The organism is Hafnia alvei, from assembly GCF_964063325.1.
Taxonomy (GTDB): Bacteria; Pseudomonadota; Gammaproteobacteria; order Enterobacterales; family Enterobacteriaceae; genus Hafnia; species Hafnia alvei_B.
Genome location: NZ_OZ061315.1, coordinates 375185 through 398929, shown reverse-complemented (window position 1 = coordinate 398929; position 23745 = coordinate 375185). Strand labels below are relative to the sequence as shown.

The 23745-nt window shown below is 49.4% G+C and carries 19 protein-coding genes; 8 read left to right on the top strand and 11 right to left on the bottom strand.

The annotated features are described in order from the left end of the window. Positions 1-14 precede the first annotated feature (14 nt). From AB3Y96_RS01795 to AB3Y96_RS01785, 3 genes are read right to left on the bottom strand one after another with little or no spacing between them, the layout of a single operon-like run. Positions 15-2417: a putative virulence factor gene (locus tag AB3Y96_RS01795; RefSeq protein WP_367298349.1), complete on the bottom strand. Its 2403-nt coding sequence runs from the start codon at positions 2415-2417 to the stop codon at positions 15-17. After that, the gene (locus AB3Y96_RS01790) at positions 2414-5374 is read right to left on the bottom strand and encodes a virulence factor SrfB (RefSeq protein ID WP_367300264.1); all 2961 of its coding nucleotides are present in this window, start codon (positions 5372-5374) and stop codon (positions 2414-2416) included. Before AB3Y96_RS01790 ends, AB3Y96_RS01795 begins: the two co-directional genes overlap by 4 nt. An 18-nt stretch (positions 5375-5392) precedes the next feature. Then, positions 5393-6691 (bottom strand): SrfA family protein, encoded by a 1299-nt coding sequence (locus AB3Y96_RS01785; RefSeq protein ID WP_367298348.1) that lies wholly within the window; start codon positions 6689-6691, stop codon positions 5393-5395. A gap of 309 nt (positions 6692-7000) precedes the next feature. Here AB3Y96_RS01785 and dgcQ point away from each other — a divergent pair, with 309 nt between their 5' ends. Then, positions 7001-8728 (top strand): cellulose biosynthesis regulator diguanylate cyclase DgcQ, encoded by a 1728-nt coding sequence (gene dgcQ / locus AB3Y96_RS01780; RefSeq protein WP_367298347.1) that lies wholly within the window; start codon positions 7001-7003, stop codon positions 8726-8728. A 538-nt stretch (positions 8729-9266) separates the two neighbouring features. Beyond that, positions 9267-9899 carry an outer membrane protein gene (locus AB3Y96_RS01775; protein ID WP_072307090.1) on the top strand — a complete coding sequence of 211 codons (633 nt, stop codon included), beginning with the start codon at positions 9267-9269 and terminating at the stop codon, positions 9897-9899. Between the two features lie 103 nt (positions 9900-10002). Here the strand turns inward: AB3Y96_RS01775 and AB3Y96_RS01770 are convergent, their stop codons facing one another. Next, a complete protein-coding gene (locus tag AB3Y96_RS01770) occupies positions 10003-11286 on the bottom strand; it encodes an alpha/beta fold hydrolase (RefSeq protein WP_367298346.1) in 1284 nt (427 codons plus the stop codon). 30 nt (positions 11287-11316) lie between these two features. After that, positions 11317-12228 carry an AraC family transcriptional regulator gene (locus tag AB3Y96_RS01765; protein ID WP_367298345.1) on the bottom strand — a complete coding sequence of 304 codons (912 nt, stop codon included), beginning with the start codon at positions 12226-12228 and terminating at the stop codon, positions 11317-11319. 207 nt (positions 12229-12435) lie between these two features. Here AB3Y96_RS01765 and yqhD point away from each other — a divergent pair, with 207 nt between their 5' ends. Further along, entirely contained in the window at positions 12436-13593 is a 1158-nt protein-coding gene (yqhD, locus tag AB3Y96_RS01760; protein ID WP_025802396.1) for an alcohol dehydrogenase, read from the top strand. 74 nt (positions 13594-13667) lie between these two features. Here the strand turns inward: yqhD and alr are convergent, their stop codons facing one another. After that, on the bottom strand, positions 13668-14747 hold the full coding sequence (gene alr, locus AB3Y96_RS01755) for an alanine racemase (protein WP_072307087.1): 1080 nt from the start codon (positions 14745-14747) through the stop codon (positions 13668-13670). Positions 14748-14826: 79 nt separating this feature from the next. After that, on the bottom strand, positions 14827-16236 hold the full coding sequence (dnaB, locus tag AB3Y96_RS01750) for a replicative DNA helicase (protein ID WP_004093484.1): 1410 nt from the start codon (positions 16234-16236) through the stop codon (positions 14827-14829). Positions 16237-16335: 99 nt separating this feature from the next. Between dnaB and AB3Y96_RS01745 the strand changes: the two genes are divergently transcribed. After that, entirely contained in the window at positions 16336-17322 is a 987-nt protein-coding gene (locus tag AB3Y96_RS01745; protein ID WP_367298344.1) for a quinone oxidoreductase, read from the top strand. Positions 17323-17579: 257 nt separating this feature from the next. On the opposite strand, the gene pspG is transcribed toward AB3Y96_RS01745, so the two are convergent. Together pspG and dusA are read right to left on the bottom strand one after the other, a co-directional pair. Continuing rightward, positions 17580-17801: an envelope stress response protein PspG gene (gene pspG / locus AB3Y96_RS01740; RefSeq protein ID WP_025802403.1), complete on the bottom strand. Its 222-nt coding sequence runs from the start codon at positions 17799-17801 to the stop codon at positions 17580-17582. 156 nt (positions 17802-17957) lie between these two features. Continuing rightward, positions 17958-18974 (bottom strand): tRNA dihydrouridine(20/20a) synthase DusA, encoded by a 1017-nt coding sequence (dusA, locus tag AB3Y96_RS01735; RefSeq protein WP_072307085.1) that lies wholly within the window; start codon positions 18972-18974, stop codon positions 17958-17960. Positions 18975-19294: 320 nt separating this feature from the next. Here dusA and AB3Y96_RS01730 point away from each other — a divergent pair, with 320 nt between their 5' ends. From AB3Y96_RS01730 to zur, 4 genes are all read left to right on the top strand, one after another. Continuing rightward, a complete protein-coding gene (locus AB3Y96_RS01730; protein ID WP_040044772.1) occupies positions 19295-19900 on the top strand; it encodes a TetR/AcrR family transcriptional regulator in 606 nt (201 codons plus the stop codon). 121 nt (positions 19901-20021) lie between these two features. Then, positions 20022-20183, top strand: a complete 162-nt coding sequence (locus AB3Y96_RS01725) for a hypothetical protein (protein ID WP_165490603.1) — start codon at positions 20022-20024, stop codon at positions 20181-20183. Between the two features lie 116 nt (positions 20184-20299). After that, positions 20300-20602 carry a chemokine-binding protein gene (locus AB3Y96_RS01720; RefSeq protein WP_072307084.1) on the top strand — a complete coding sequence of 101 codons (303 nt, stop codon included), beginning with the start codon at positions 20300-20302 and terminating at the stop codon, positions 20600-20602. Between the two features lie 557 nt (positions 20603-21159). After that, positions 21160-21669 (top strand): zinc uptake transcriptional repressor Zur, encoded by a 510-nt coding sequence (gene zur, locus AB3Y96_RS01715; RefSeq protein WP_043490474.1) that lies wholly within the window; start codon positions 21160-21162, stop codon positions 21667-21669. A gap of 178 nt (positions 21670-21847) precedes the next feature. Here zur and AB3Y96_RS01710 read toward each other — a convergent pair whose 3' ends face one another. After that, positions 21848-22057 (bottom strand): CsbD family protein, encoded by a 210-nt coding sequence (locus AB3Y96_RS01710; RefSeq protein ID WP_025802413.1) that lies wholly within the window; start codon positions 22055-22057, stop codon positions 21848-21850. Between the two features lie 327 nt (positions 22058-22384). Continuing rightward, positions 22385-23725: an MATE family efflux transporter DinF gene (gene dinF, locus AB3Y96_RS01705; protein WP_367298343.1), complete on the bottom strand. Its 1341-nt coding sequence runs from the start codon at positions 23723-23725 to the stop codon at positions 22385-22387. Positions 23726-23745: the final 20 nt, after the last annotated feature.

Sequence of the window (23745 nt, the reverse complement as noted above, 5' to 3'; positions counted from 1 at the left end):
TGAACCCGTTCAGGTTATGCCGCAAGCCCCTCTACGATTTTCCTCAGCTGCATTTCTTGCTGCTGACTAAGCTCACGCGCGGCAGAATGCCCCTGGTTCTGAATAATCATCTCGCTTAACCCCACCAGCCAATCATAAATATAAAAACCCGTATTGTTCGATGGAGTCGCGGAAAGCTTAGTTAAACGTTGGGATTTGTCCCACCCCGCAGCGTTCATGGCTGGCGGTTTGGCAAAGATCTTTTGCCCACGATTCACGCGGCTATCCGGCTTTTCCGCTTCAGCAACGCTATGAAATCCTAACCACGCCACAAAATTACCTAATACGCCGAGTACGTGCGACACGTGTCGATCGGCCAGCATCTGATAATCAGCGCCGGTCAGCTCAGTGTTAAATACCGTCTGCGACAGCGAACGCGGGATCTCCATGCGCACGCTGGCCGTGATTAGCTCTTGCAAAAGAAGCTCCAGCTCCGGCTTTGCAACGCCAAGTAGCGTTAATAACGCGCCGTTCTCAGATAGATTACGTAGATGGTTCACCCAATATTGATAGGTCTGGGTGGCAAAATTACCCACAGGTAACGATTGTTGCTCTGCCGCGTTTGGCTCGCTCACCGTATCCGCCACCAGATCAATATTCATTTCAATACCAAACGGATCGTTATTCATCATGGGTAACGCGTTTTCGCCGCCGTTCGCCGCTGACTCAGTGACAAATCGTTGCTGTAGCCGTTGCTGCAAATAAAGGCGTCGAAGCTCATCACGCGTTGGCAGCAGCCGTTCCAGCAGTTCCCCATGCACGCCGGTACGCGTTTGCAGGGTTTTCAGCAGAGTCTGTGCAATGCGCTGTTTTTCTTGCCCTTCTTGATGCTCATTCAATAACAACCAATTTCCTAACAGATTCTCGGTCAGATCTCGGCGCAACGCCTCTAGCTTTATCGTTAACTGCCTTAGCGTTGCGTCACTGTTTGCCTCGGAGGCTAAGTAGTCCACCATGCGGCGAACGCCGCTTTTATCCGTGACCAACATTGACCCCCAGTTATCACCGGGTAAACCAACATGGCGCTGCACGGCCTCATCGTAGTTTTTACCCTGCGTAACCCGCTGGTCGAAAGCGGTCAACGCCCAAATCAGCGTTGGCTTACGCTGTTCTGCATCACCGCGCATACCTTTTGCCCAATGAGCCAAAACTTTGCCCACGCGATGGGTTTGAGATCGTGCCGTTGCCGCCGTGCACACCATTAATGCGGCCATCTGCTGATTATCGGTATAGCGCTCAAGGAATCCATAAACCTTGGCTTGCTGCAAAACGTGAAGCAGCGAACGTGCGGGTTCAAATTCACTTTCAAGAGACTGCCCTAAACCGGGGATATCCAGCACGTCTATTGGCTGAAACTGAGCTTCACGCGACATACTTGCCAGCGGCAGCGTTATCTCACGCGCCAGTATCGCTAGCTCAGAAATGGACAACTCAACGGGCTTCATCGCTCTTCCCTTCACCAGCGGACAAACTTGTACGCTAAAATCGAGCGGCGAATTTGCGTTGTCTAACACGTCAACGCTGAGCACGCCTTCCGTCGGCAACTGCATACTATCAACCAGAACACTGAGCGGAGCAGCAACGCGCTCAACGCTGGATAAGCGCTGCAAGATATGGCCCAAGCCAACGTACGCTGCGGTCAGTTCTTCCTGCTCAGACCATAGTAACGAAAATAGGCGAGCGCGGTTATCCACGCTCAAATACGGCGCCAGCCGCACAGCCGAAGGCCAAAAATAGCGATCCAGCGTTTTCCCGCGTGAGCCAATGCGGTGATTCACCGCATCCCATAGCGCAACCGCATCCTCTTCGCTAAATCCGGCAACGGGCTCTGGCAAACATAGTGCAGACAAGGCGGAAAGGTGCTCGGCAATAAGCCCCTCGTCATGCTCTTGGGCAGCATCATCCGTTGCAAAGTCATGAATAAAAGCATCAACCATAACTTTCGCCAGCTCATGCTCAGCCAGCATGGCGATCTCTATCGGGTAATCATGGTTATTAAGGCCGGGCCGATGAGTGAATCTTGTTACCACCCCACAGGCCTGATTCCCCGGATTGATATGAGTATCAAAATCCAGCGTGCGCCCTGCCAGATTCAAGGCTAACCGGCCAGACTCATCCGCCGCGAGCGCGCCTATCAGATGGGATTTTCCCGCCTGCGAGAGGCCAAAAAAACCGATACTTGGCAAATGCTGCGGCAGTTCTTGCATCGACGCAGCCTGATACCGGCAGCGATGTAGTTTTACACGCAGGCTGTCAGCCTCAATATTTAATCTTGGCGAGTGCTGACGGGCGTTTTCTAACCAATCAAGCGCCTGATCGACATGGTGCGTGATAACCTGAAGTTGGTTGTTAATTTGTTTTGAATTCAATGGTTTCATTGGCTAAATACGCTCCCACTATCGATCCAATAATGAGTGCTATCCGATAAGGTATTCAGTTTTAGTTTTAAGTGATGTAGAGGCACGGGAGTGCCGTCATCCAGCGTCACTTCAGCCAGTTTAAAGCGCTCAGGGCCTTGTTCTGGGGTTTCCGCTTCGATAGCTAATCTCACGTGTAGCACGCTCTCGCCCGCCACTTTGCGCGCCAGTTGTTGGTCAGCAATAGATAAGCGATACAACGGCGATGCGGGCCAACGATCGTTATCGAGCTGGCGGAACCCCAAGCACACAGGGCCACGCATTTGGAAAGAACCGTCACTCGGTAGCTCAAAATCCGGGTTATCGAGATCGATATCGCTATAACAAACATCGCTGGTCATTAATGTCTGATTACCATCCAACATGCCGAGATAACACACCGTCGAGTAGGGCTGGAAATCTCCGGCTTTGCAGTTAAAGCTAGCCAAGCGCAGATTCACCGCCAGTAAGCAGAGCATTGCCCCCACCGCAGCGGTAGATTTCGGGTTATCAATGCGTCCGCGCTTATTAAACGGATACCATTCACTGGTGTGATAGCCCTCAAGCGGCAAAATGCGGTTAATCGGCAACGGCTGCAAATGGCGGAATAGCGCCTGGATGCCGGGAAAGCGCGAAGGGCGCCCCGTCAGGAGCAATACATCGCAGGAGTACAGCGCAACCACTTCGCACAGTGAACGCAGATGCTGCGTGATACGCATGCGCGGAGATAAGAACTCCGCGTGAAGTTTGCTTAACTTGATGATCAGCGGAACCTGCAAAATATCAAAAGGTACCGCATCAGCTGGCTGAGCACGCTGTACGCTGTTATTAATATATTCCTGCACTTTATCCGTTGGCAGTTGAGACAGAAGCTCGCCAAAGGTTGCATCGATTTCAGCGGCGGTATCTAAGGGGTCGTAACGTTCGTAGGACTCAAGAATAGCGCGCCCAATCGGGCTAAATACCTGCAACGTTGCCTGCTGGCGTAGCGCAGAAATACTGCCGTCGCCAAACAGCTTGTTCATCAGCTCATCACTGTCGGCAACCCCTGCCTTCCGGCACGCATTCTGCAAGGCAGGCAGCACATATAAGCGAATGACATCTAACAAAATATCGTCGCCTGCTAGCTTGAAGCCTTCTCGGAAGAGCAGACGCGGAATAATTTTGACGTTGCTGCCAGCGCCATCGTCCAAACGGTACTGGGTGATCGCTAAATCGGTGGTGCCGCCGCCAATATCAATCGACGCAATACGCAGCGTTTTTCCGGCAACTTCACCTTCAGCCAGCTCGCGGTCGGTTCGCGCTTGGCTAGCAAAAAACTCTTCACTACAGCCGCCAAAATTAACCTGAGTTTCGTTATACAGATACACCATTTGCCCACAGGTGGCTTCGTCCCACTCCATCTGCACGTCAGGCACCGGCACCGTGCTTTCTGCCCGATCTGCCTCGCTGGAGAAATCGTGGTCAGCCGGATGCCAGCCCATGCTTTTCCACACCAAGCCAATGGCCTGATACATCCGCCGACGGAAGATTTCACGCTCAGGTTTTGGCATGGCAGAAGGCAGAGTCAAAATAATGCTGCGCAGCTGGCGAGGCGCTGAGGAATGCGTCATTTTCAGGCGTTGGGCGACGCTGTTTATCTGCATCAGCGCCTGTGACAATAGCTCAGATAGCATAAACGTCATCAGCGAGCTGCGGCTGTAGTGAGCTGAAAATACCGGTAAACGCTCATCTAATGGCTGATCGTAGAGTGGCTGCCCTTGGTCGTTTAACAAAAACGTCAACGGCAGTGCGGTCGCAGACGGCTCTTGTTGGGCTTGGTTCAGCGCATTAAAGCGCCAGCCGTGCAGGTACTCTTCTTCATCCCATAGATAGCGACGTGGGCTTGAAAGCCCGGTTGAGCCTTCGGAGCCCATTCTCTGCGATGCCATGCGGCTGGCTTCTCGGCCAACACGTACAATCGATGGCCACACGAATGCCTGTTCGCGACCGCTTTCTACAGAAAAATTACGCTTACCAAACTCAGCCTGAGAAAACTCAACGCGGCTATCAAACAGCTCGTTATACACATAGTGCGGCTGGCTTAGGTCACGCAGATTCAATTCGTAGGTTTGCTTCAGACCATTGAGTTCATCAAGATGATCTTCAACCAAAATTCCGCAGGTGTGAGAGTTCCCAACATCCATAATCAAATCGACATGCACAGTGGGCTCTTGCAGCGTGCTGGTATTGAGCTTGATAGTGGGAACATTAAGCTGCTTGCCTAACAGATACAGGATATTGAGGTAGTGCGCCTGATACTCAAACTCACGTAGCGCGGTTTGGACACCGACAGAGTGTCGGTCTTCCTGTTGTATCACTTGCTGGGTGAAGACCTCGCGTAGCCAGCCATCCACCCAAGTCAGGTCAAGAAATTCAGCCAACTCTTCACTGCGATAGGCCAGCGCAAAACCCGCACCGCTTTTAACATCATTTTCGCTGGGTTGTAGAGATTCATGACTGTGGCCATCGGCGGAAATAGCCGTATCAAATGCCATGCATACGCGATAGGTATTCCCGTCTCGATCGGGCTTATCTAGCGCTAAAACCTGCATTCTTGCCCAGTTATCTGGCCCACCTAAAAACGTGCGCGGAGGGTTGAAGCGGAAAAAAGGCAAAGGCAGCCATATCCCATCCAGCAATTGCAGCGACTGCTCCAACGAAATGCTCGATTCCGGCTTGACCCGTTCCGGCGGTGTGCCTGCTGGCGCGGGCAGCCAGTAAGTATCGCTTTCAGCATTGTGCAATAAGCGCAGCAGGGGGCCATTCGCCGTTTGGCGTACAAATTTGCCGGGGAGCTCCGCCGAGAAAGTGGGCTTGAGGGCAAAATCCAAAAACTGAATGCCGCTGTTCTGAATGAGCGCAACCTGATGCTTGTAATCGGTGATGGTGGCTAACATGGTTTTATTCATCCATTTTTACTGAGATGACTTGCTGATGCGCGTCATATTGATTGGCAAGATAGTGTCGGCGTCATAGCGCCCATTGCAGTCAGCCACGTCGTTTTCACCCGATTTACAAATCAGCTGTGGAATTTTGTAACGCGAGCCGTCGCTGCATTTGGCTTTAGTGCGGCTATCTATCACTAAGCTTCCCGAACTCATGAGACCCACGGTGACATTGGCATTACAGCTGATGCCATCGCCATGGATGATTTTCACGCTGCCTTTGCTGTTTTTAATTTGATAAACCAAGCTGGGTGGTTTGCCAAGGCGCGGGGTTTTAATGTCCAGACTGGCGCGCCATTTGCCATTCATAAAACGCGTCGAACCTAATTTCACCGCCTCAGCGGGCATCACTAGTGCGTCGGCGGATATCGTTGTTTTTTGCACTTCAACAGGCTTCACCTCGGGCGTTTTTACCACTTCAACCACCGGCGTTGGTGTTGGTGCGGCTATCTGCGCAACGGGTAAATGTGTTTTTGGTGCAGCGACACGGGATGGCAGAGCCCGCTTTTCACTCTCAGGGGCTGTTTTCTTTACCGTCTCCGAGGCTTTCACCACCGGTTTAGGCGCATCGCCTTTTGCACGGATTTGGAAGAAAAGTATTCCCAACACCACCAGCGCCAGCGGTAACCACCACAGCTGACGCCAGTCTCGGCGGCGCACCACTTTGCTGGGTTCAACCGCTGCCGTATTGTTATTCTGCGGTGCGGGTTCGGTTGGCGTCGGTGTGGGTATAGCGATAGGTTGCGGTGTTTCAGGGATTCTATTTTTGCTGGTCGCAGCGTCACTCTGCGTGGCTCTCAGACAATCAAAAGCATCGGCTCTGGATTTTTTATCCAGATTCACAAAGCCCCAAAAAGTCAGTACGGGTTTGCCATCCACCAAGAAGACATGATTAGCGCCGGGGAACTGCATGGCTTTCGCCAATAAAATACCAAACAGACGCAACGCCGATTTCTCTGACAGTTGAGCCTTCTGGCTGAGTTCATTAACCGTTTGCTGGCAATCCTCTAGCTGGCGCAGCGCATAGGCGCGCTCTTCATCGCTCGCAGCGATCCACGAGGTTATTTTCCCTGAGGTAGGCGCGTACCAATCAATGCGATCGCCGCTTTCATTAGGCTGTGGGACTGCCAACATATCGGCAATACGTTGCTGATGACGCAGGCGTAGCGTTTCTCTTAGCTGTAGCGCTGAAGCGTAAACAGGCTGGCCGTTTTCGCCTAACGCGAGAAAATCATCCAAGCTGCCGCTGCGTAATAATTGTTTTGCCACGAATTAACCCTTTGATAGACGTCTGACTACAACAGCTACTTTAAGATCTTCTCTCGGCAATCAAACGGTCAAAAAAGTGGCTAAAATGGCGGGTGCTAAGCCAATCAATTCACATACTTGTGCTTTACTTTAGTCATTCTAGGCAAGCTCTACCCTCTTTCACTCCAAACATCTGGCTGAATGGGCGAATCATTTCCTTCACTTTAAATTAATCTTAGATCTATTCATTTCTGAAATCTGCGCCACATAGGCTATGCTCCACTCAGAGCAAGACAAATGCATTATTTCATACGTAATAAGCATTCACAGATGAAATTATTGGCCATTGAAGGCCGCTTCAATATCCATCAGGAGAAAGGTTTGTCCGATACCCCCGCAGTGCCCCAGTGCAGCCGACGATTTACTCCGCAAAGGATTATTAATATCTGCTTCTTTGCTGTCTTCATTTTTACATCGTTGCTTTTCTGGCGTCAGGGGCAAGTGCTGAACAATGGCTATCAGGCAAGCCAACTAAACCGACTGGAGAACGTGAGCGCACAGCTTGGAAGTCGCATGCAGTTTCGTTTGGATAACCTGCTTTTCTTACGTAATTACATGCGCTATATGCTTTCTCAGCCCATCATGCCGGAGCAAAAACGGCTGCTTGAAGCTGAAATGGCTACGTTGCGCGTGCAAGATATCTGGCAAACTGGCCATGCTCATTCGGCGTCACCGCCGATCAATGGGATTGGTGATAGTCAAATTGGTTTACTCCCCTCAAGCGACCGTCCGAATAACGAGCTGTGGCTAACAGAACTCAATGCCGCTATGCGTCTAAAAGCGTTGCTGCCGCTCACCAATCTTAATCAGGCATTACAGCCGCGGATTTACTATATCTCGCGCTCGGGCTTCTACTTGTCTTCTACGCCGCCACGGGATAAGTCGCTGATTTCAGGTCTGTATACGCATATGTTGGCGCGCCCTTACATCCCAATGGCGGCACCAGAAGCCAATCCACACCGAAAAGCATTTTGGAGCCGCATGTTTGACAACCAGCAAGATGGGATGCTGATCAGTGCAACTGCGCCTGTCGATTATGGCGATCGTTGGTGGGGGATTTTGGGGATGGATTTCTCGATTAAGCGATTGAACTACTATCTGCAAGCGGCGTTGCCTTCCCATCCGCACAGCGTTTTTATGTTGTACGACAGTCACTTTGAACCGATTACATCTTCCGATAAAAGCTGGTATCGAGGTAAATACTTTTCGGAGGCGCAGCGCCTCTCGCTGCAACAAGCTGTATTAAAGCAAAGCGAAGGTACAACCCGTATCGGAACCAGCTTTGTGACATTTACCCGCATGGAAAACCCGAATATCACCTTGATTAGCCTGCAATCCTTGCGTCAGGGCCTGCAGGATCAATATGGCCGCATCAGCCTGACGCTGGTCGCGCTGTGGTGCCTCTTTGTTATCACCCTGATCGGCACCCATTACGTCATATCGCGGCTAGTACGCAATATGGAAACCTTACAAAATCAGCTGAGCTGGCGCGCGGAACACGATCCGCTTACCGAACTACTCAACCGTAGAGGTTTCTTTGATAAAGCCGAAGAGATAACGCGCAAAGGCCAGTGCTACGGACGTTCCATGGCTATTATTCAGGTCGACTTGGATAAGTTTAAGAATATCAATGATGTTTATGGCCACCACGTTGGCGATCTGGCGCTTAAACATGCCGCAGACACGATGACATCAATGCTACGCAAGCAGGACATCATTGGCCGTATTGGCGGCGAAGAGTTCTGCATCATGCTGCCAAACACCGTGTTTTCTGAGGCGGTGGCGATTGCTGAACGTATTCACGCGCAGTTTAATCGCCAAAATTTGGCACTTTCTGACGGAAGAACCGTAGAAGTGACCGCATCAATGGGGGTTTCTGCTTGTTCTGGCACGACAGGTTGCAGTATAGAAAGCCTGCAGTCGCAGGCCGATAAACGCCTGTATAAAGCGAAAACGGCAGGACGTAACCAAGTTTGTGCCAGCGATATGGATGCATAACCGGTCAGCGACGTGTCGATAAAAGTGACCCCGATCACGTTTTGTATCTGCATGAATTATATAAATATTCATGCAGATTTATTTTCCTTTCAAGAAACTTCTTAGCCGTAGATATATTTAAACTAAATCCTATTTAACGAATATTTATTCGATAAAAGAGAAATGATGTTATTTATCGTTATATTCAAAAAAAAATAAAAATAAGTAAATCCCCGACCATGCTTTCTATACATAAATTTACTCATTACATGAAAGAATAAGAGATGTTTATTTTAAGTCCGTAACGAAATTATGATGATTAAATATCAATCGCTTGTAAACGTTATAATTAAGACTATTCCTACCTGAAGTGGATTTTCTCTAAACAAAAACTAAACAAACTCGCACAAAAAACACTACTATTTGATTTTATTGATAAAAAAATAATTCAATTTTCGTACAGGGATCGCTATTATTATCTAGCGTCTTCATTTTTGTGACAACTGTCACATGATGATATAGTTTCACAAGTAAAATACTTATTAAGTTGGAATCTATCATGAAAAAATTAACTAGCCTGGCCGTAATTATCGGCTTAGCAACTTCTGTTTCTGCTTTTGCTGCTAACTCTGAAAACACTGGCTATTATGCTGGTGCTAAAATGGGTACCAGCCTGGAGCAAATCCACGGTCAGAAATCTGCAACTGGCAGCAGCGTACCGCGTGATACCAAACAAGCTGGCACCGCTGGCCTGGTATTCGGTTATAACTTCCAGAATGAATTCAATCTGCCAGTTCGTGCAGAATTAGATTATTCATTCCGTGATACTACTGATACCGATCACTTCATCAAAGCTGACAACACTCGTACTCACAACCGTGTACGTCTGCAGACCGCTATGCTGAACGGTTACTACGACATCAATACCGACACTGCTTTCACTCCATACATCAGTGCTGGTATCGGTTACGCTAACGTAAACCTGAAAAACACTCAGGGCGGCACTAGCCACTCTGGTAACGGTGATAACTTCGCGTGGAGCGTTGGTACTGGTGTTGCTTACGCTATCAACAACCACATGGATCTGGATCTGGGCTACAAATATTTGGACGCTGGCGATGCAACTGCACAAGCTTCCAAAGTTAAAGTGGCTACCCACGATTTCACCGCTGGTGTTAACTACTACTTCTAAGACCTTTTCTTCTAGGCTTTACGCTTAGAGAACGTCTGGTAAGTATGAGTAATAAAAAACCCGCCATTGGCGGGTTTTTTTACATTTGAAAACGACAGAATTGTTAGTTCACGCCGCGCAGCGCCATCATCTGGCGCAGGTGAGCAAACACGTTCCCCACCCGCAGACCATTGTGTTCAAATTCACTGGTGATCCACGTTTCCACGTTGCCAATATGCTTGGCCGTTTCCAGCGATAACCCGACATCCACATACATGTCATGGTAATAAACCGCCGCAACGACCGGCACGGTATTCGCTGCCAAGCGATCCGCGTCGTACAACGGTCGCCATTCTGAACGCTGCGCCAGCTGATGAACCGCATCGCGGAACGGTCGCAAACACTGCATTTCGTCAAACATCCACGGATAGATCATCTCACCCGTTAACAATAGCGGACGGCAATCTGCTTGAAACTCAGGCAGCGTGTCATGCACGCGCTGAGCTGCCCAGTTGGTCGCCCCACTGCAGCTATCAGCATAAATGCTTTCATGCAGTACAGCGTACAGAGGGTGCTCGGTGAAGCCGGTGAGATGCATCACCTGCGATAAAAATGTATCGCTCAGCTCACCTTCATGATTAAAGGCTTCATCAAACAGCCACAGCAGATTTTCATAGCCTTCACTCATACCCAATTGAATGCCCAGCGTTTGCAAACGCTGTACGGTGAGAATATCGCCATCGGGCAGATATACATCCTGCTCTTTCAGCACGTCCGCAATGCGGTTGATTTGCTGTTGCATGTGAGGATAGCGGGAGAAGAAAATCTGATTCTTTTCCTTCAATTTCTGATAGGTGCGCTGATACAACAGCTCGGCATCGGGTTTAATTGATGGTAGACCGCCGGTGATATAGCAGGCCTCAAGCCCTTCTGGGGCCTGAGATAAATAGGTCAGGGTGATAAAGCCACCAAAGCTCTGCCCTAAGGTGCTCCATTTACGGCCACCAAACTGCGTTTTTCTGAGGTGTTCGGCATCCGCCACAATAGAATCAGCGCGGAAATAGCTGAGATAGTCAGCGGTTTGATCCACGTTCATATTGCGGATCACGCTCGATTCGATCCTGCTGCTCTGCCCCGTACCGCGTTGATCAAGCAAGATCACCCGAAAGCTTTTCAGCGCCTCGCCTAACCATCCGCCTTTGCTGGTCGGTCGCGGCGATTTTCCACCGGGGCCGCCTTGTAAGAACAACAAACATGGCAAATCTTCTGCCGCTTTGCCGCCCTCTGATAACTCACGCGCAAAAACCGTAATACGGCGCGGATCATTTTCATCAAACCAGTTCAGCGGTACCGATACACGATGCTCTCGCACCCACATACCGGCTAACAGATATTCCTTTTCAATCATGGCAGACCACTCCTGCGGTAAAATTCGTTTTTATCGCTCAACAATGCTCAAGCCGCCTTCGCGGTAGCGCATCATTTGCTCACTCGGCGTATTACCAAAGAAACGTTTATATTCGCGGCTAAACTGCGAGGCGCTCTCATAGCCAACACGAATGGCCGCAGTGCTGGCTTTGAGCCCATCGTGCAACATCATCATCCGCGCCTTATGCAAGCGGAAGGATTTGATGTATTGCAGTGGAGAGGTTGCCGTAACGGCTTTGAAGTTATGGTGGAACGCAGAAACGCTCATATTCACTTCCTGCGCCAGCAAATCAACGTTGAGGCTATCAGAGTACTGCTGTTCGATCAGGCGCAGCGCCTTAGCGATCTGGCTGAAGTGGCTGTGACGGTTGGCTAGCGCCTGCAGCGCTTCGCCACCGTCTCCACACAGCGCGTGGAACAGCATTTCGCGCACAATTTGCGGCCCTAATACACGAGCTTGTAATGGATTGGCCATCGCGTCGACCAAGCGCTCGGTGGCACAAAACATCGACTCATCCAATGACACCGATTTCACACCGCTCGATTGGCAGCGCTGCTTGGCGGCCAAACCGTCACCGATATCCATTAAGAGATCCTGCAACATGCTGGTGTTTACCCGCACTGATAAACCGATCAGCGGCTCATCCGGAGTGGCAAACGTCTCACATTCACAGGGTAATGGCAGCGTCATGAGCAGATAATTAGTGGGATCGTAGCGAAATACCTGCTCGCCGAGATAGCCCACTTTATGCCCTTGCAGCACAATGATAATACAAGGCTCATACATCACCGGCGTACGCGGCTGATGCTGATTTGCATAGATTATTTTTACATTCTCAATCGGTGACGCACTCACTCCAGGCTGAGCCACCTGACGGCTTAGCTGCTGTGCAAGCTGAGTCCACCGCTCATCGATTAACATTGACCAATCCCCGCCGAACCAAATAAAGTGCAATAAATGATGCCAAATACATCTCTATTTCTACAGTTGATTGTAGAAATAGGCAAGTCATCAACAGAAATGAGCATTGAGCCACACGCTCATTGCGCCCAGAATAGCATTCAGAAAATGCAATGGCGTCGACGGCCAAAGCATAACGAATCAAAATAAATACTGAGGCTAATTTCAATGCAAAATTTTACACTCCACACCCCAACTAAAGTTCTGTTCGGCGAAGGCCAAATCGCTAATCTGCGCAACGAAGTACCCGAAAATGCCCGCATCCTGATCACCTACGGCGGCGGCAGCGTAAAACGCACCGGCGTTTTGGATCAGGTTCACGCGGCGCTGAAAGGTTTACACGTATTTGAATTCGGTGGCATTGAGCCAAACCCGTCTTACGAAACGCTGATGAAATGCGTTGAAGTGGTTCACAACGAAAAAATCGATTTCCTGCTGGCAGTGGGCGGCGGTTCCGTTATTGATGGCACCAAGTTCATTGCCGCAGCGGCAAACTACGTCGGCGAGCCTTGGGACATTCTTGAAACCTACGGCAGCAAAATCACCAGCGCAATCCCATTGGCAGCGGTATTAACCCTGCCAGCGACCGGTTCTGAAATGAACAAGGGCGCAGTTATCACTCGCCGTGCAACAGGCGACAAACGTGCATTCCAGTCTCCATTCGTAATGCCTCAGTTCGCTATTCTGGATCCGGTTGTAACCTACACGCTGCCAGCTCATCAGGTAGCAAACGGCGTAGTGGATGCGTTTGTTCATACCGTTGAGCAATATCTGACTTACCCTGTTGACGCTAAAGTTCAGGATCGCTTTGCAGAAGGTCTGCTGTTGACCCTGATCGAAGAAGGCCCACGTGCGCTGGCTGAGCCTGAAAACTATGACGTTCGTGCCAACATTATGTGGAGTGCCACTATGGCGCTGAACGGCCTGATCGGTGCAGGTGTGCCACAGGACTGGGCAACGCATATGCTGGGTCATGAGTTAACTGCGATGCACGGCATGGACCACGCGCAGACCTTAGCCGTAGTTCTGCCTTCTCTGCTGCAAGCAAAACGCCAGCAGAAACACGCTAAGCTGCTGCAATATGCAGAGCGCGTATGGAATATTCGTGAAGGTAATGAAGAACAGCGCATTGATGCAGCGATTGCCGCTACGCGTAAATTCTTCGAAGAAATGGGCATTAAAACGTATCTGAAAGATTACGGCGTTGATGCCAGCTCCATCCCAGGCCTGCTGGCAAAACTGGAAGAGCACGGCATGACTGCGCTGGGCGAAAACAGTGATATCACGCTGGAAGATAGCCGTAAGATTTACGAAGCGTCGCTGTAAAAATAACTGAAAGACTGACCCCACCCCAGCCCTCCCCTTCACAGGGGAGGTTGGGAGGGGGTTAAGCCTAACGGTTACTCGCCGACATACTCCATCGTCACACGCGGAGTCAGCTTGGTAATCAATTCGTAAGCACTGATCCCCGTGTAGCTTGCAATCTTCTCAACCGGTAGTTCAGCACTCCACAGCACCACTTCATCGCCCACTTTATCTTTGGCTTCAGGACCTAAATCGACTGAAATCATATCCATAGATACACGGCCAACAATCGGCACTTCACGACCGTTCAGCAGCACCGGGGTTCCCGAAGGCGCACTGCGCGGATAACCATCGCCATAGCCAATCGCGACCACGCCTAAACGCGTATCACGCTGGCTGACCCAAGTTCCGTTATAGCCAACGGGCTCACCGGCCTTGTGCTCACGCACGGCAATTAGGCTAGATTTTAGCGTCATCACCGGCTGTAAGCCGTAATGATCGGCATAAGGTTCCGCTAAAGGCGATACGCCATACAGGATAATCCCTGGGCGCACCATATCGCGGTGCGACTGGGGCCACAGCAGAATACCGCCGGAAGCCGCTATCGACTGCAAGCCCGGCTTACCCGTAGCAAATGCATCGAAACAGGCCAATTGAGCTTCAGTCATTCCCGTTTCGGGCTCATCCGCACGACTAAAGTGACTCATGATATTCACGGGCTGCTCAACGTTGCGACAGTTGGAAAGACGCTGATAGAAAGCTTCCGCGTGCTCTGGACGTACTCCCAAACGATGCATGCCCGTATCGAGTTTCATCCAAACCTTAATCGGGCGCTCTAAATCAGCCTCTTCTAAAGCCTGCAGCTGTTCATCGCTGTGAATAGCCGTCTCGATATTGTTAGCAACTAAAACCGGCAGATCATCGGCAGAGAAAAAACCTTCCAACATCAGGATAGGTTTCACGATACCGCCTGAGCGCAGTTTCAGCGCTTCTCCGATACGCGCCACGCCATAGCAGTCTGCATCTTTTAACGTTTTGGCAGTTTCTAAAAGCCCGTGCCCATAGGCATTGGCTTTTACAACGGCTATCAGTCGGCTGTGCGGCGCAAATTGACGAATTTGCTGAAAGTTGTGTCGCAGAGCGCGGCGATCAATGACTGCGGTTGCCGCTTTCATTTCTATTCCTTCCCGATTTCTCAAATGAGTTAATAAATACACCTACTACTAAACGAGCTCAATGTTGCTGCTCGTTCGATTATTCGTCGTCGTACTGCGGGCCCGCGTAGTTATCAAAACGTGAGAACTGGCCGTTAAAGGTTAAGCGAACCGTGCCGATTGGGCCATTACGCTGTTTACCCAGAATAATTTCAGCAATACCTTTTAAATCGCTGTTCTCGTGATAAACCTCGTCACGATAGATAAACATGATCAAGTCGGCATCCTGCTCGATTGAGCCCGATTCACGCAGGTCGGAGTTAACCGGGCGTTTATCAGCACGCTGCTCCAAGGACCGGTTAAGCTGAGACAGCGCCACTACCGGAACCTGCAACTCTTTCGCTAACGCTTTGAGTGAGCGAGAAATTTCCGCGATTTCCAAGGTACGGTTATCTGATAAAGACGGAACCCGCATCAACTGCAGGTAGTCGATCATGATTAGGCTAAGGCCGTCATGTTCGCGGAAAATACGGCGCGCGCGCGAACGCACTTCCGTTGGCGTCAGGCCGGAGGAATCATCGATATACATGTTCCGTTTTTCCAGCAGAATCCCCATGGTGCTGGAAATTCGCGCCCAATCTTCATCATCTAATTGGCCGGTACGAATTTTGGTTTGATCGACGCGCGCCAAGGAAGCCAGCATACGCATCATGATCTGCTCACCGGGCATTTCCAGACTGAAAATCAGCACCGGTTTATCCTGAGTCATCGCGGCGTTTTCACACAGGTTCATCGCGAAGGTGGTTTTCCCCATTGATGGACGCGCAGCCACAATAATTAAATCAGAGCGCTGCAAACCTGCAGTTTTCTTGTTCAGATCCTGATAGCCGGTATCAACGCCAGTTACACCATCGTGTGGCGTCTGGTAGAGCTGTTCAATTCGCGCGACCGTTTGTTCGAGAATACGATCGACGCTTTTCGGCCCTTCATCTTTGTTCGCACGATTCTCAGCAATCTGGAATACGCGAGACTCCGCTAGATCCAGCAGATCTTCACTGCTACGCCCCTGAGGATCGTAGCCCGCATCGGCGATCTCGTTAGCTACGGAGATCATATCGCGAACTACCGCACGTTCACGCACGATATCAGCATAGGCACCGATGTTTGCCGCACTTGGGGTGTTTTTTGACAGCTCAGCCAGATAAGCGAATCCGCCCACCGATTCTAATTCACCACGCTGTTCTAATGATTCAGACAGCGTGATCAAGTCGATAGGCTTGCTCATTTCTAGCAAGCGCTGCATTTCAGTAAAGATGAGGCGGTGTGGACGGCTGTAGAAATCGTTAGCGACGACGCGTTCTGCCACGTTATCCCAGCGCTCGTTGTCCAGCATCAACCCGCCCAACACGGACTGTTCCGCTTCCAGCGAATGTGGTGGTAGCTTGAGCCCCTCCATCTGCCTGTCGCGCGGGGTCTCGTTTGATTTGTTGGTGGGTTTATTTCCTGCCATAGTGGGAATGCTTTACCTGTTAATGAAAGACGCGTCAGTATACCTGAATGTGCCCGATTTTCGATTATAACAATGACACTATGCATCTGAGGAAAGACGATGGCAAAACGTATCCAGTTTAACGCCCACGGCGGGCCAGAAGTTCTTGAATATGTAGAGTTTACGCCAAAAGATCCCGCGGCTGGTGAAGTGCAAATCAGCAATAAAGCGATCGGAATCAACTACATTGACACCTATATTCGTGGCGGACTGTACCCAGTTCCCCAGTTTCCATCAGGGCTAGGAACCGAAGCGGCTGGCGTCGTGACAAAAGTGGGCGCAGGCGTAACCAGCATAGAAGTGGGTGACCGCGTAGTTTATGCGCAAAGCTCGCTCGGCGCCTACAGCACCGTTCATAACGTACTGGCCGAGAAAGTTGCGTTGCTGCCCGAAGCCATTAGCTTTGAACAAGGTGCCGCCGCATTCTTAAAAGGCCTGACCGTGCACTATTTGCTGCGTCAAACCTATGAAATTAAAGCAGGTGAAATCTTCTTATTCCATGCCGCAGCCGGTGGCGTCGGCCAAATCGCCTGCCAGTGGGCAAAAGCGTTAGGTGCCAAACTGATTGGCACCGTGGGCTCCGATGCCAAAGCAGAGCGCGCCAAACAGGCGGGGGCATGGGCAACCATTAATTATCAAACCGAAGACATTGCCCAACGCGTGTCCGAGCTGACTCATGGCGAAAAAGTGAGCGTGGTTTACGACTCGGTAGGAAAAAGCACTTGGTTGGCCTCACTCGATAGCCTGAAAAAACGCGGCCTGATGGTGAGCTTCGGCAATGCTTCAGGCCCTGTTACCGGCGTCGATTTGGGAATTTTAAACCAGAAAGGATCGCTGTATGTCACGCGCCCCTCTCTCAACGGCTACATCAATAACCATCAGGATTTACTCAGCGCCAGTCACGAACTATTTTCGCTGATCGCCAGCGGCGCGATTAACGTAGATGTGCCCGATGCGCAAAAATTTGCTTTAGCGGATGCGAAAAAAGCGCATGAAACCCTGCAGAGTCGCGGAACACAGGGATCGAGTTTGTTGATACCGGAGTAGTTACCGATGTAATCACAGTGAAAAATTATGTTTAATGACACCGTCTCAGAGCCGCCAGCAGGGAAGCTGGCGGCAGGTTGAGGGCGCACAGGATGTGCGCTCCGAGACCGGTCTGGCAAGCGACTCAGTGAAAAGCGCGAGAGTCGAGAGGTTGCGCGCCAGCAACCTTTCGTCGGACGCCTACATCTGTGATTCATGGGAAAGCTTATGCATTCAGGCGGACGAAACTCTTCGCCGAACGAGCATAGAATAGATACCTAATAATAACGCCTCGTCTGTGGTTTCTGCATGGAGCGATAAATCCACACCACCACAATAGCCAAAGCAATCCACGGCAGCAGTTTAAAGACCATCACAAACAGGCCACCAAACAACATGAACAGTGTGGCAACGGCCACGGCGGCGATAATGCCGAGAATTGAAATTCCGGTCACCATCAGCATGACAAAAAAGCCAAGAATAAAGAGGACTTCCAACATGGTGATCTCCTGAGTGAAATACAACGGTGATACCGTCGACTACTCAGTGATTTACAAGAATCATGCCAAGAATAGAAATTACGTAACCATATGATTTTACAAGATAGCGCTGCCGCTTATGCAACAGCGCCTGATGAGTTTTACTAAAATTTAGTTTTATTCGCCACGTGGCTGGCTAACAAATTGCAACGCAGCTTCAACCACTTCAACACCAGCTCCCGCCTTGTGCGCATTTTCACTCAGATGACGACGCCATTGGCGAGCGCCCGGAATGCTCTGGAATATGCCGAGTATATGGCGCGTGATATGGCCCAGATAGGTTCCATTAGCCAATTCACGTTCAATATACGGATACAAAGAACGTACCACGTCAATGCTGTTCGGTACTTCTACAGTAGGATCAAATAACTCGCGATCGACATGCGCCAAAATGCTTGGGCTCTGATAGGCTTCGCGCCCCATCATCACGCCGTCCAGATGCTGCAGATGAATTTTGGCGTCTTCCAGCGTTTTAACCCCGCCGTTGATGGCGATGTTTAGATGGGGGAAGTCACGTTTTAACTGATAAACACGCTCATAATCGAGCGGCGGGATCTCACGGTTTTCTTTCGGACTTAAGCCTGAGAGCCACGCTTTGCGCGCATGAACCGTAAAGCTATTACATTCGCCTTTACCTGAAACTATGCCGATAAAATCACACAAAAATTGGTAGCTATCCTGATCGTCAATACCAATACGCGTTTTCACGGTAACGGGAATAGAAACCACGTCGCGCATAGCCTTAATACCGTCGGCAACCAGTTGGGCTTCGCCCATCAGGCACGCGCCGAAACGACCATTTTGAACGCGATCCGAAGGACAGCCTACGTTGAGGTTAATCTCATCATAGCCGCGCTGCTCGGCCAAACGCGCACAATGCGCTAGGGCTTCAGGATCGCTTCCTCCCAGCTGCAACGCCAGCGGATGTTCTTCTTCGCTGTAAGCTAAGTAGTCGCCTTTACCGTGAATAATGGCACCGGTGGTCACCATCTCGGTATATAGAAGCGTCTGTTTAGTCAGCTTACGATGAAAATAGCGGCAATGGCGATCGGTCCAATCCAGCATCGGCGCAACGGAAAAGCGACTCTGGCTGAATGGCATAGCAGAAGAAGGATTATTGGCGTTTTGGGTCATTATTCTCAGGATTTCAGTCAGTTTGAATCAGATACGGCGCTTAGAAAAAACAGTATCACCGTGGATATTGGGCAAGTATACCGTGAATTTGGGCTTAACCCACAGACTTCCGCGCTCATACCTAGTAGCCAGAGGCTCAAGCACACTGTTCGAGAAAACGTGAGATACCTGATTTTTCGGCAGAACTGAGATACTCTTACTGCCATTAGCGACTGTGGCTAGCGTTACTCTGTGTGTAAACATATCCATACATGCGTGATCTGGTTCACAGATTTACTTGATTATTGACTTAGACCAACCGGTCTACTATAGTAACTCACATGAACAAAACGACGAGCACGACCAATAACACCTGCGAGCACATTTTAGATGTGGGTGAAGAATTGATTTTAAACCTTGGCTTTACAGCGATGGGTTTAAATGAGCTTCTGGCTACCGCAGGGGTACCAAAAGGTTCGTTCTACCATTACTTCAAATCTAAAGAGAAGTTTGGTGAAGCTATGCTTACCCGTTATTTCAGCGATTACGTGATCATGCTGAAAGAGAAATTTTCGGATGGGCAAAAGACACAGCGTCAGCATTTGTTAGATTATTTCTCACATTGGATGACGCAAAGCTGTGAAACGGTATGTCACAGCAAGTGCTTGGTCGTAAAACTGGCGGGTGAAGTCAGTGATTTATCAGAGGTTATGCGTGAAGCATTAGATTCTGGTATCACACGCGTCATCGCCCAGTTGCAGTCGAGTATCGAGTCTGGCGTTGAAGAAGGGTCGCTGGTGATTGAAGAATCCCCCGAACTACTCGCAGATTCACTATACTCTTTATGGTTAGGCGCAGCGTTACGGGCAAAGGTCAATAGATCTGATGCACCGTTTGTTTCAGCCATGCAGCGTACGGAACGCTTGCTGAAGCCCGGCACCATTTAAAGAGACAATCGCAGCACAATGAATGCCTGCGTGAAAACGTTTGGCATTATTTTTTACCCTTTAACTAGACGACTGGTCTATTAAATCAGTATCTAGATCACACATTTAGCGAGATGACACCATGAAAACTATCACTTTGACCGTACTAATGACTCTGGCCCTTGCGGGTTCCGCTTTTGCACAAAGCTTTTCAGATATGACTGCTAGCGAACAACGCGCAACCGTCGTTAATCATCTGAACAACGGTAGTGCTCAAGCTCATCAGATCACTATCAATAAATAATCGGCATTGCCCAGTGCCATACAGAATTGAATTCGTTATTAAAACCTGCAAAGTAGGTCAGTGAGTCGCCACTGTGTGCCCTGACCTACTTCAAAAAATTTAAAGAAGAGAAAATCATGAAAACTTCAATCTTACTGTCTGCTATCGTTGCTCTTACCCTAACTGGTTCGGCCTTCGCTCAATCATTTTCTGACCTCAGCCCAGCAGAACAAAGCACCTTGGCATATTCAAACCGTAACGGCTCTGCTTACGCTCATCAGATGATGGCTAAGCAAAAACTGCATGAAGCCGGTATTGCAACACCGACGGTTCACGGTAGCGCAACATTTTCACAGCTGAGTGCACAGGATCAACGCGCAACTGTTATCAATAATCTGAATAACGGCGACGCCTATGCTCATCAGTCTGAAATCAAATAACAGATTGTATATTTGCCACTGCCGCCTTAAGTAAAAGCGGGCTGACGGGAATCCCCTGTCAGCCCGTTTTATTTTGGGTATCAGGCAAACGCAGCCAACAAAAATGTAGCTTGAGCCATTGACGGGTATATACCCAAAATAATTCGAGTTACATTGAGGCGGCAAGCGAGTGAATCCCGAATCACTGACTCAAGTCAGTGATTCGGGTGAAGGAACGCAGCCAACAAGAATGTAGCTTGAGCCATTGATGGGTATATACCCAAAATAATTCGAGTTACATTGAGGCGGCAAGCGAGTGAATCCCGATGAGCTGACTCAAGTCAGTGATTCGGGTGAAAGAACGCAGCCAACAAGAATGTAGCTTGAGCCATTGATGGGTATATACCCAAAATAATTCGAGTTACATTGAGGCGGCAAGCGAGTGAATCCCGATGAGCTGACTCAAGTCAGTGATTCGGGTGAAGGAACGCAGCCAACAAAAATGTAGCTTGAAGTATGACGGGTATAACTATGTTAAAATAACGGCACCCTATTGGCTTGGCCGGAAGCAAAACATCATGACCACAACCTCGTTAGAGCGACTGCTCGCACAGGCAGAAGAGATTTGTCTGCAACGCAATGTTCGACTGACTCCGCAAAGAATGGAGGTATTGCGTCTGATGGCTTGCCAGAAAGGCACGATTAGTGCCTATGATTTACTGGATCTGCTGCGTGTTTCTGAGCCGCAGGCTAAGCCGCCGACTATCTATCGCGCCCTCGATTTTTTGCTAGAACAAGGCTTCATTCACAAAGTGGAGTCCACTAATAGCTACGTGATGTGCCATCACATCGAAGAGCCAAGTCATACGTCAGCATTATTTATTTGCCATCGCTGTGGTCAAGTGACTGAACAAACCACACAGGATGTGCAGGAACATTTAGAAAAGCTTGCAGCACTGACTGGATTCTCGCTGCAGCATAGCGTGGTAGAAGCACATGGTTTATGTCGAGACTGTGGGAAAATAGAATCCTGCGATAACCGCGATACGTGCCATCACGATCATTCAGAACCAAAAAAGAAAAAATAGTTTTTATATAATAGAATGAAAAAGAGCCGCACCTGCGGCTCTTTTTTTAATCATCTGCAATTAATATCAGCAGTGGCACATTATTAATAAAGGAATATTTTCCGTTTTAATATTCGTATCCGTTCTTTATTTATAATGCGTGTTTGCAGAGCGATTATTTAGCAAGTAGGATTAAATATCACCAACGATATTTATTATGATCTTCCCATGCTTTAACTTCTTTCTCAGCGGCTTCTTTCTGATAGCCGTAGCGTTCCTGGATTTTACCTACCAGCTGGTCACGTTTCCCTTCGATTACGGTAAGATCATCGTCGGTTAACTTACCCCATTTTTCTTTCACTGTTCCCTTGAACTGCTTCCAGTTACCGCTCGCTTGATCTTTATTCATAATAACTCCGTATCACTTATGTAATGGAATATATTCCCCACACATCTGTACTCGATTAAATTAATAACTGCGATGTGAGGCATCAGTTAACGTTCACCATTAAGACTAGCGGATACTGAGCATAAAAATATTTTCAGCTAGATAATCGGCAATATTAAACAAAAAACTTTCGCAACAAGGCGTAAAAGCAGAGAGAAAACAGGGAATAAGCGGAGAATAATTTTTATCAGTTAGAATGTAAGCAAATATTAATAACGCGTCATTTTAGGGCAATGCAAAAACTATCGGAATTATCACATTGCCATGATTATTTAACGCTATAACGACCTAATTTAATTCAACATTATTGGCTGGAAACCATGTTTTTTCCCGCCAATGACGCCGCCAGACGATCCACAAGGAAAGACCACGTAGTGATAAAAATACCGCTAAAGCTAGCCATAAACCGTGATTACCTAACCAAGGGAGCGTTAATAACGTTAAGCCATAACCTGCAGCGGCAACGGCCATGCTATTACGCATTTCAGCACCGCGCGTCGCACCGATAAACATCCCATCCAGCAGGTAACACCATACGCCCAGCAGCGGTAAAACAATTTGCCATGGCAGATAGTGCAACGCCAACGATTGTACTTCTGGCAACGAGGTTAATATCTGAATGATTTGCTGGCCAAATACGGCATACAGCATGGCAAAAAATACCGCTACGATACCGGCCTGCCGACAGGCGGAATGCCAAATTTTCTGCAGTTTACGACCGTCGCGTGCACCATAGGCCTGCCCTGAATGAGCTTCCACCGCATAGGCAAAGCCATCCAGAGCATAGGCGGTAAATGTCAGTAAATTCATCAGAACCGCATTCACCGCCACCACTTCGCTTCCCATTCTGGCCCCAAGGATAGTCAGCGATGAAAAGCATAATTGCAGCAATAAAGAACGCAGCATGATGTCACGGTTTAACGCCAATAGGCGGCGAAGATTTCCCCGCCACGCATTGCGGAAATATTCCAGATGCAGGCCGCGCAGCTTCATCACGTGCCAAACAAGGCCGATCCCGAGTAAAAAGGTCGCGTAGTCAGCAATCACCGTGGCACTTGCCGCTCCGGGCACTTTCCAGCCCAGACCAACAACAAACCACAGGTCGAGCGTGATGTTAATAACATTGCCCACAACCAGCAATATGACCGGCGCACGGGCATATTGAACGCCTAGCAACCAGCCAAGAATAACGAGGTTTGCCAACGTAGCAGGCGCACTAAGCCAGCGGATCTGCATAAACAAACGAGCCTGCTCCAGCACATCTTCATGGCCGCCGACAATCCGCAGCACGCCGTTAATCAAAGGTTGTCGCAGCGCGATAATAGCAACCCCTGCCAGCAACGCTATGAGCAGCGGCTGCACAAGCGCGCGAGCCAGCGCCGTTTTATCCCCCGCGCCGAATGCTTGCGCAGTCAGCCCCGTGGTGCTCATGCGTAAAAACAACAGCAGCATAAATAAGAATGACGTAGCCATCGCGCCAACGGCTACGCCACCAAGATAAACAGGGCTATCCAAGTGCCCAATCACAGCGGTATCGACTAACCCTAATAAAGGAACAGAGATATTCGACAGGATCATCGGCAGTGCAAGGATCCACAGCGCCTTATCGGTTGGTGTAAGCATTTTCATTTTTTGAATTCATTCCAGAT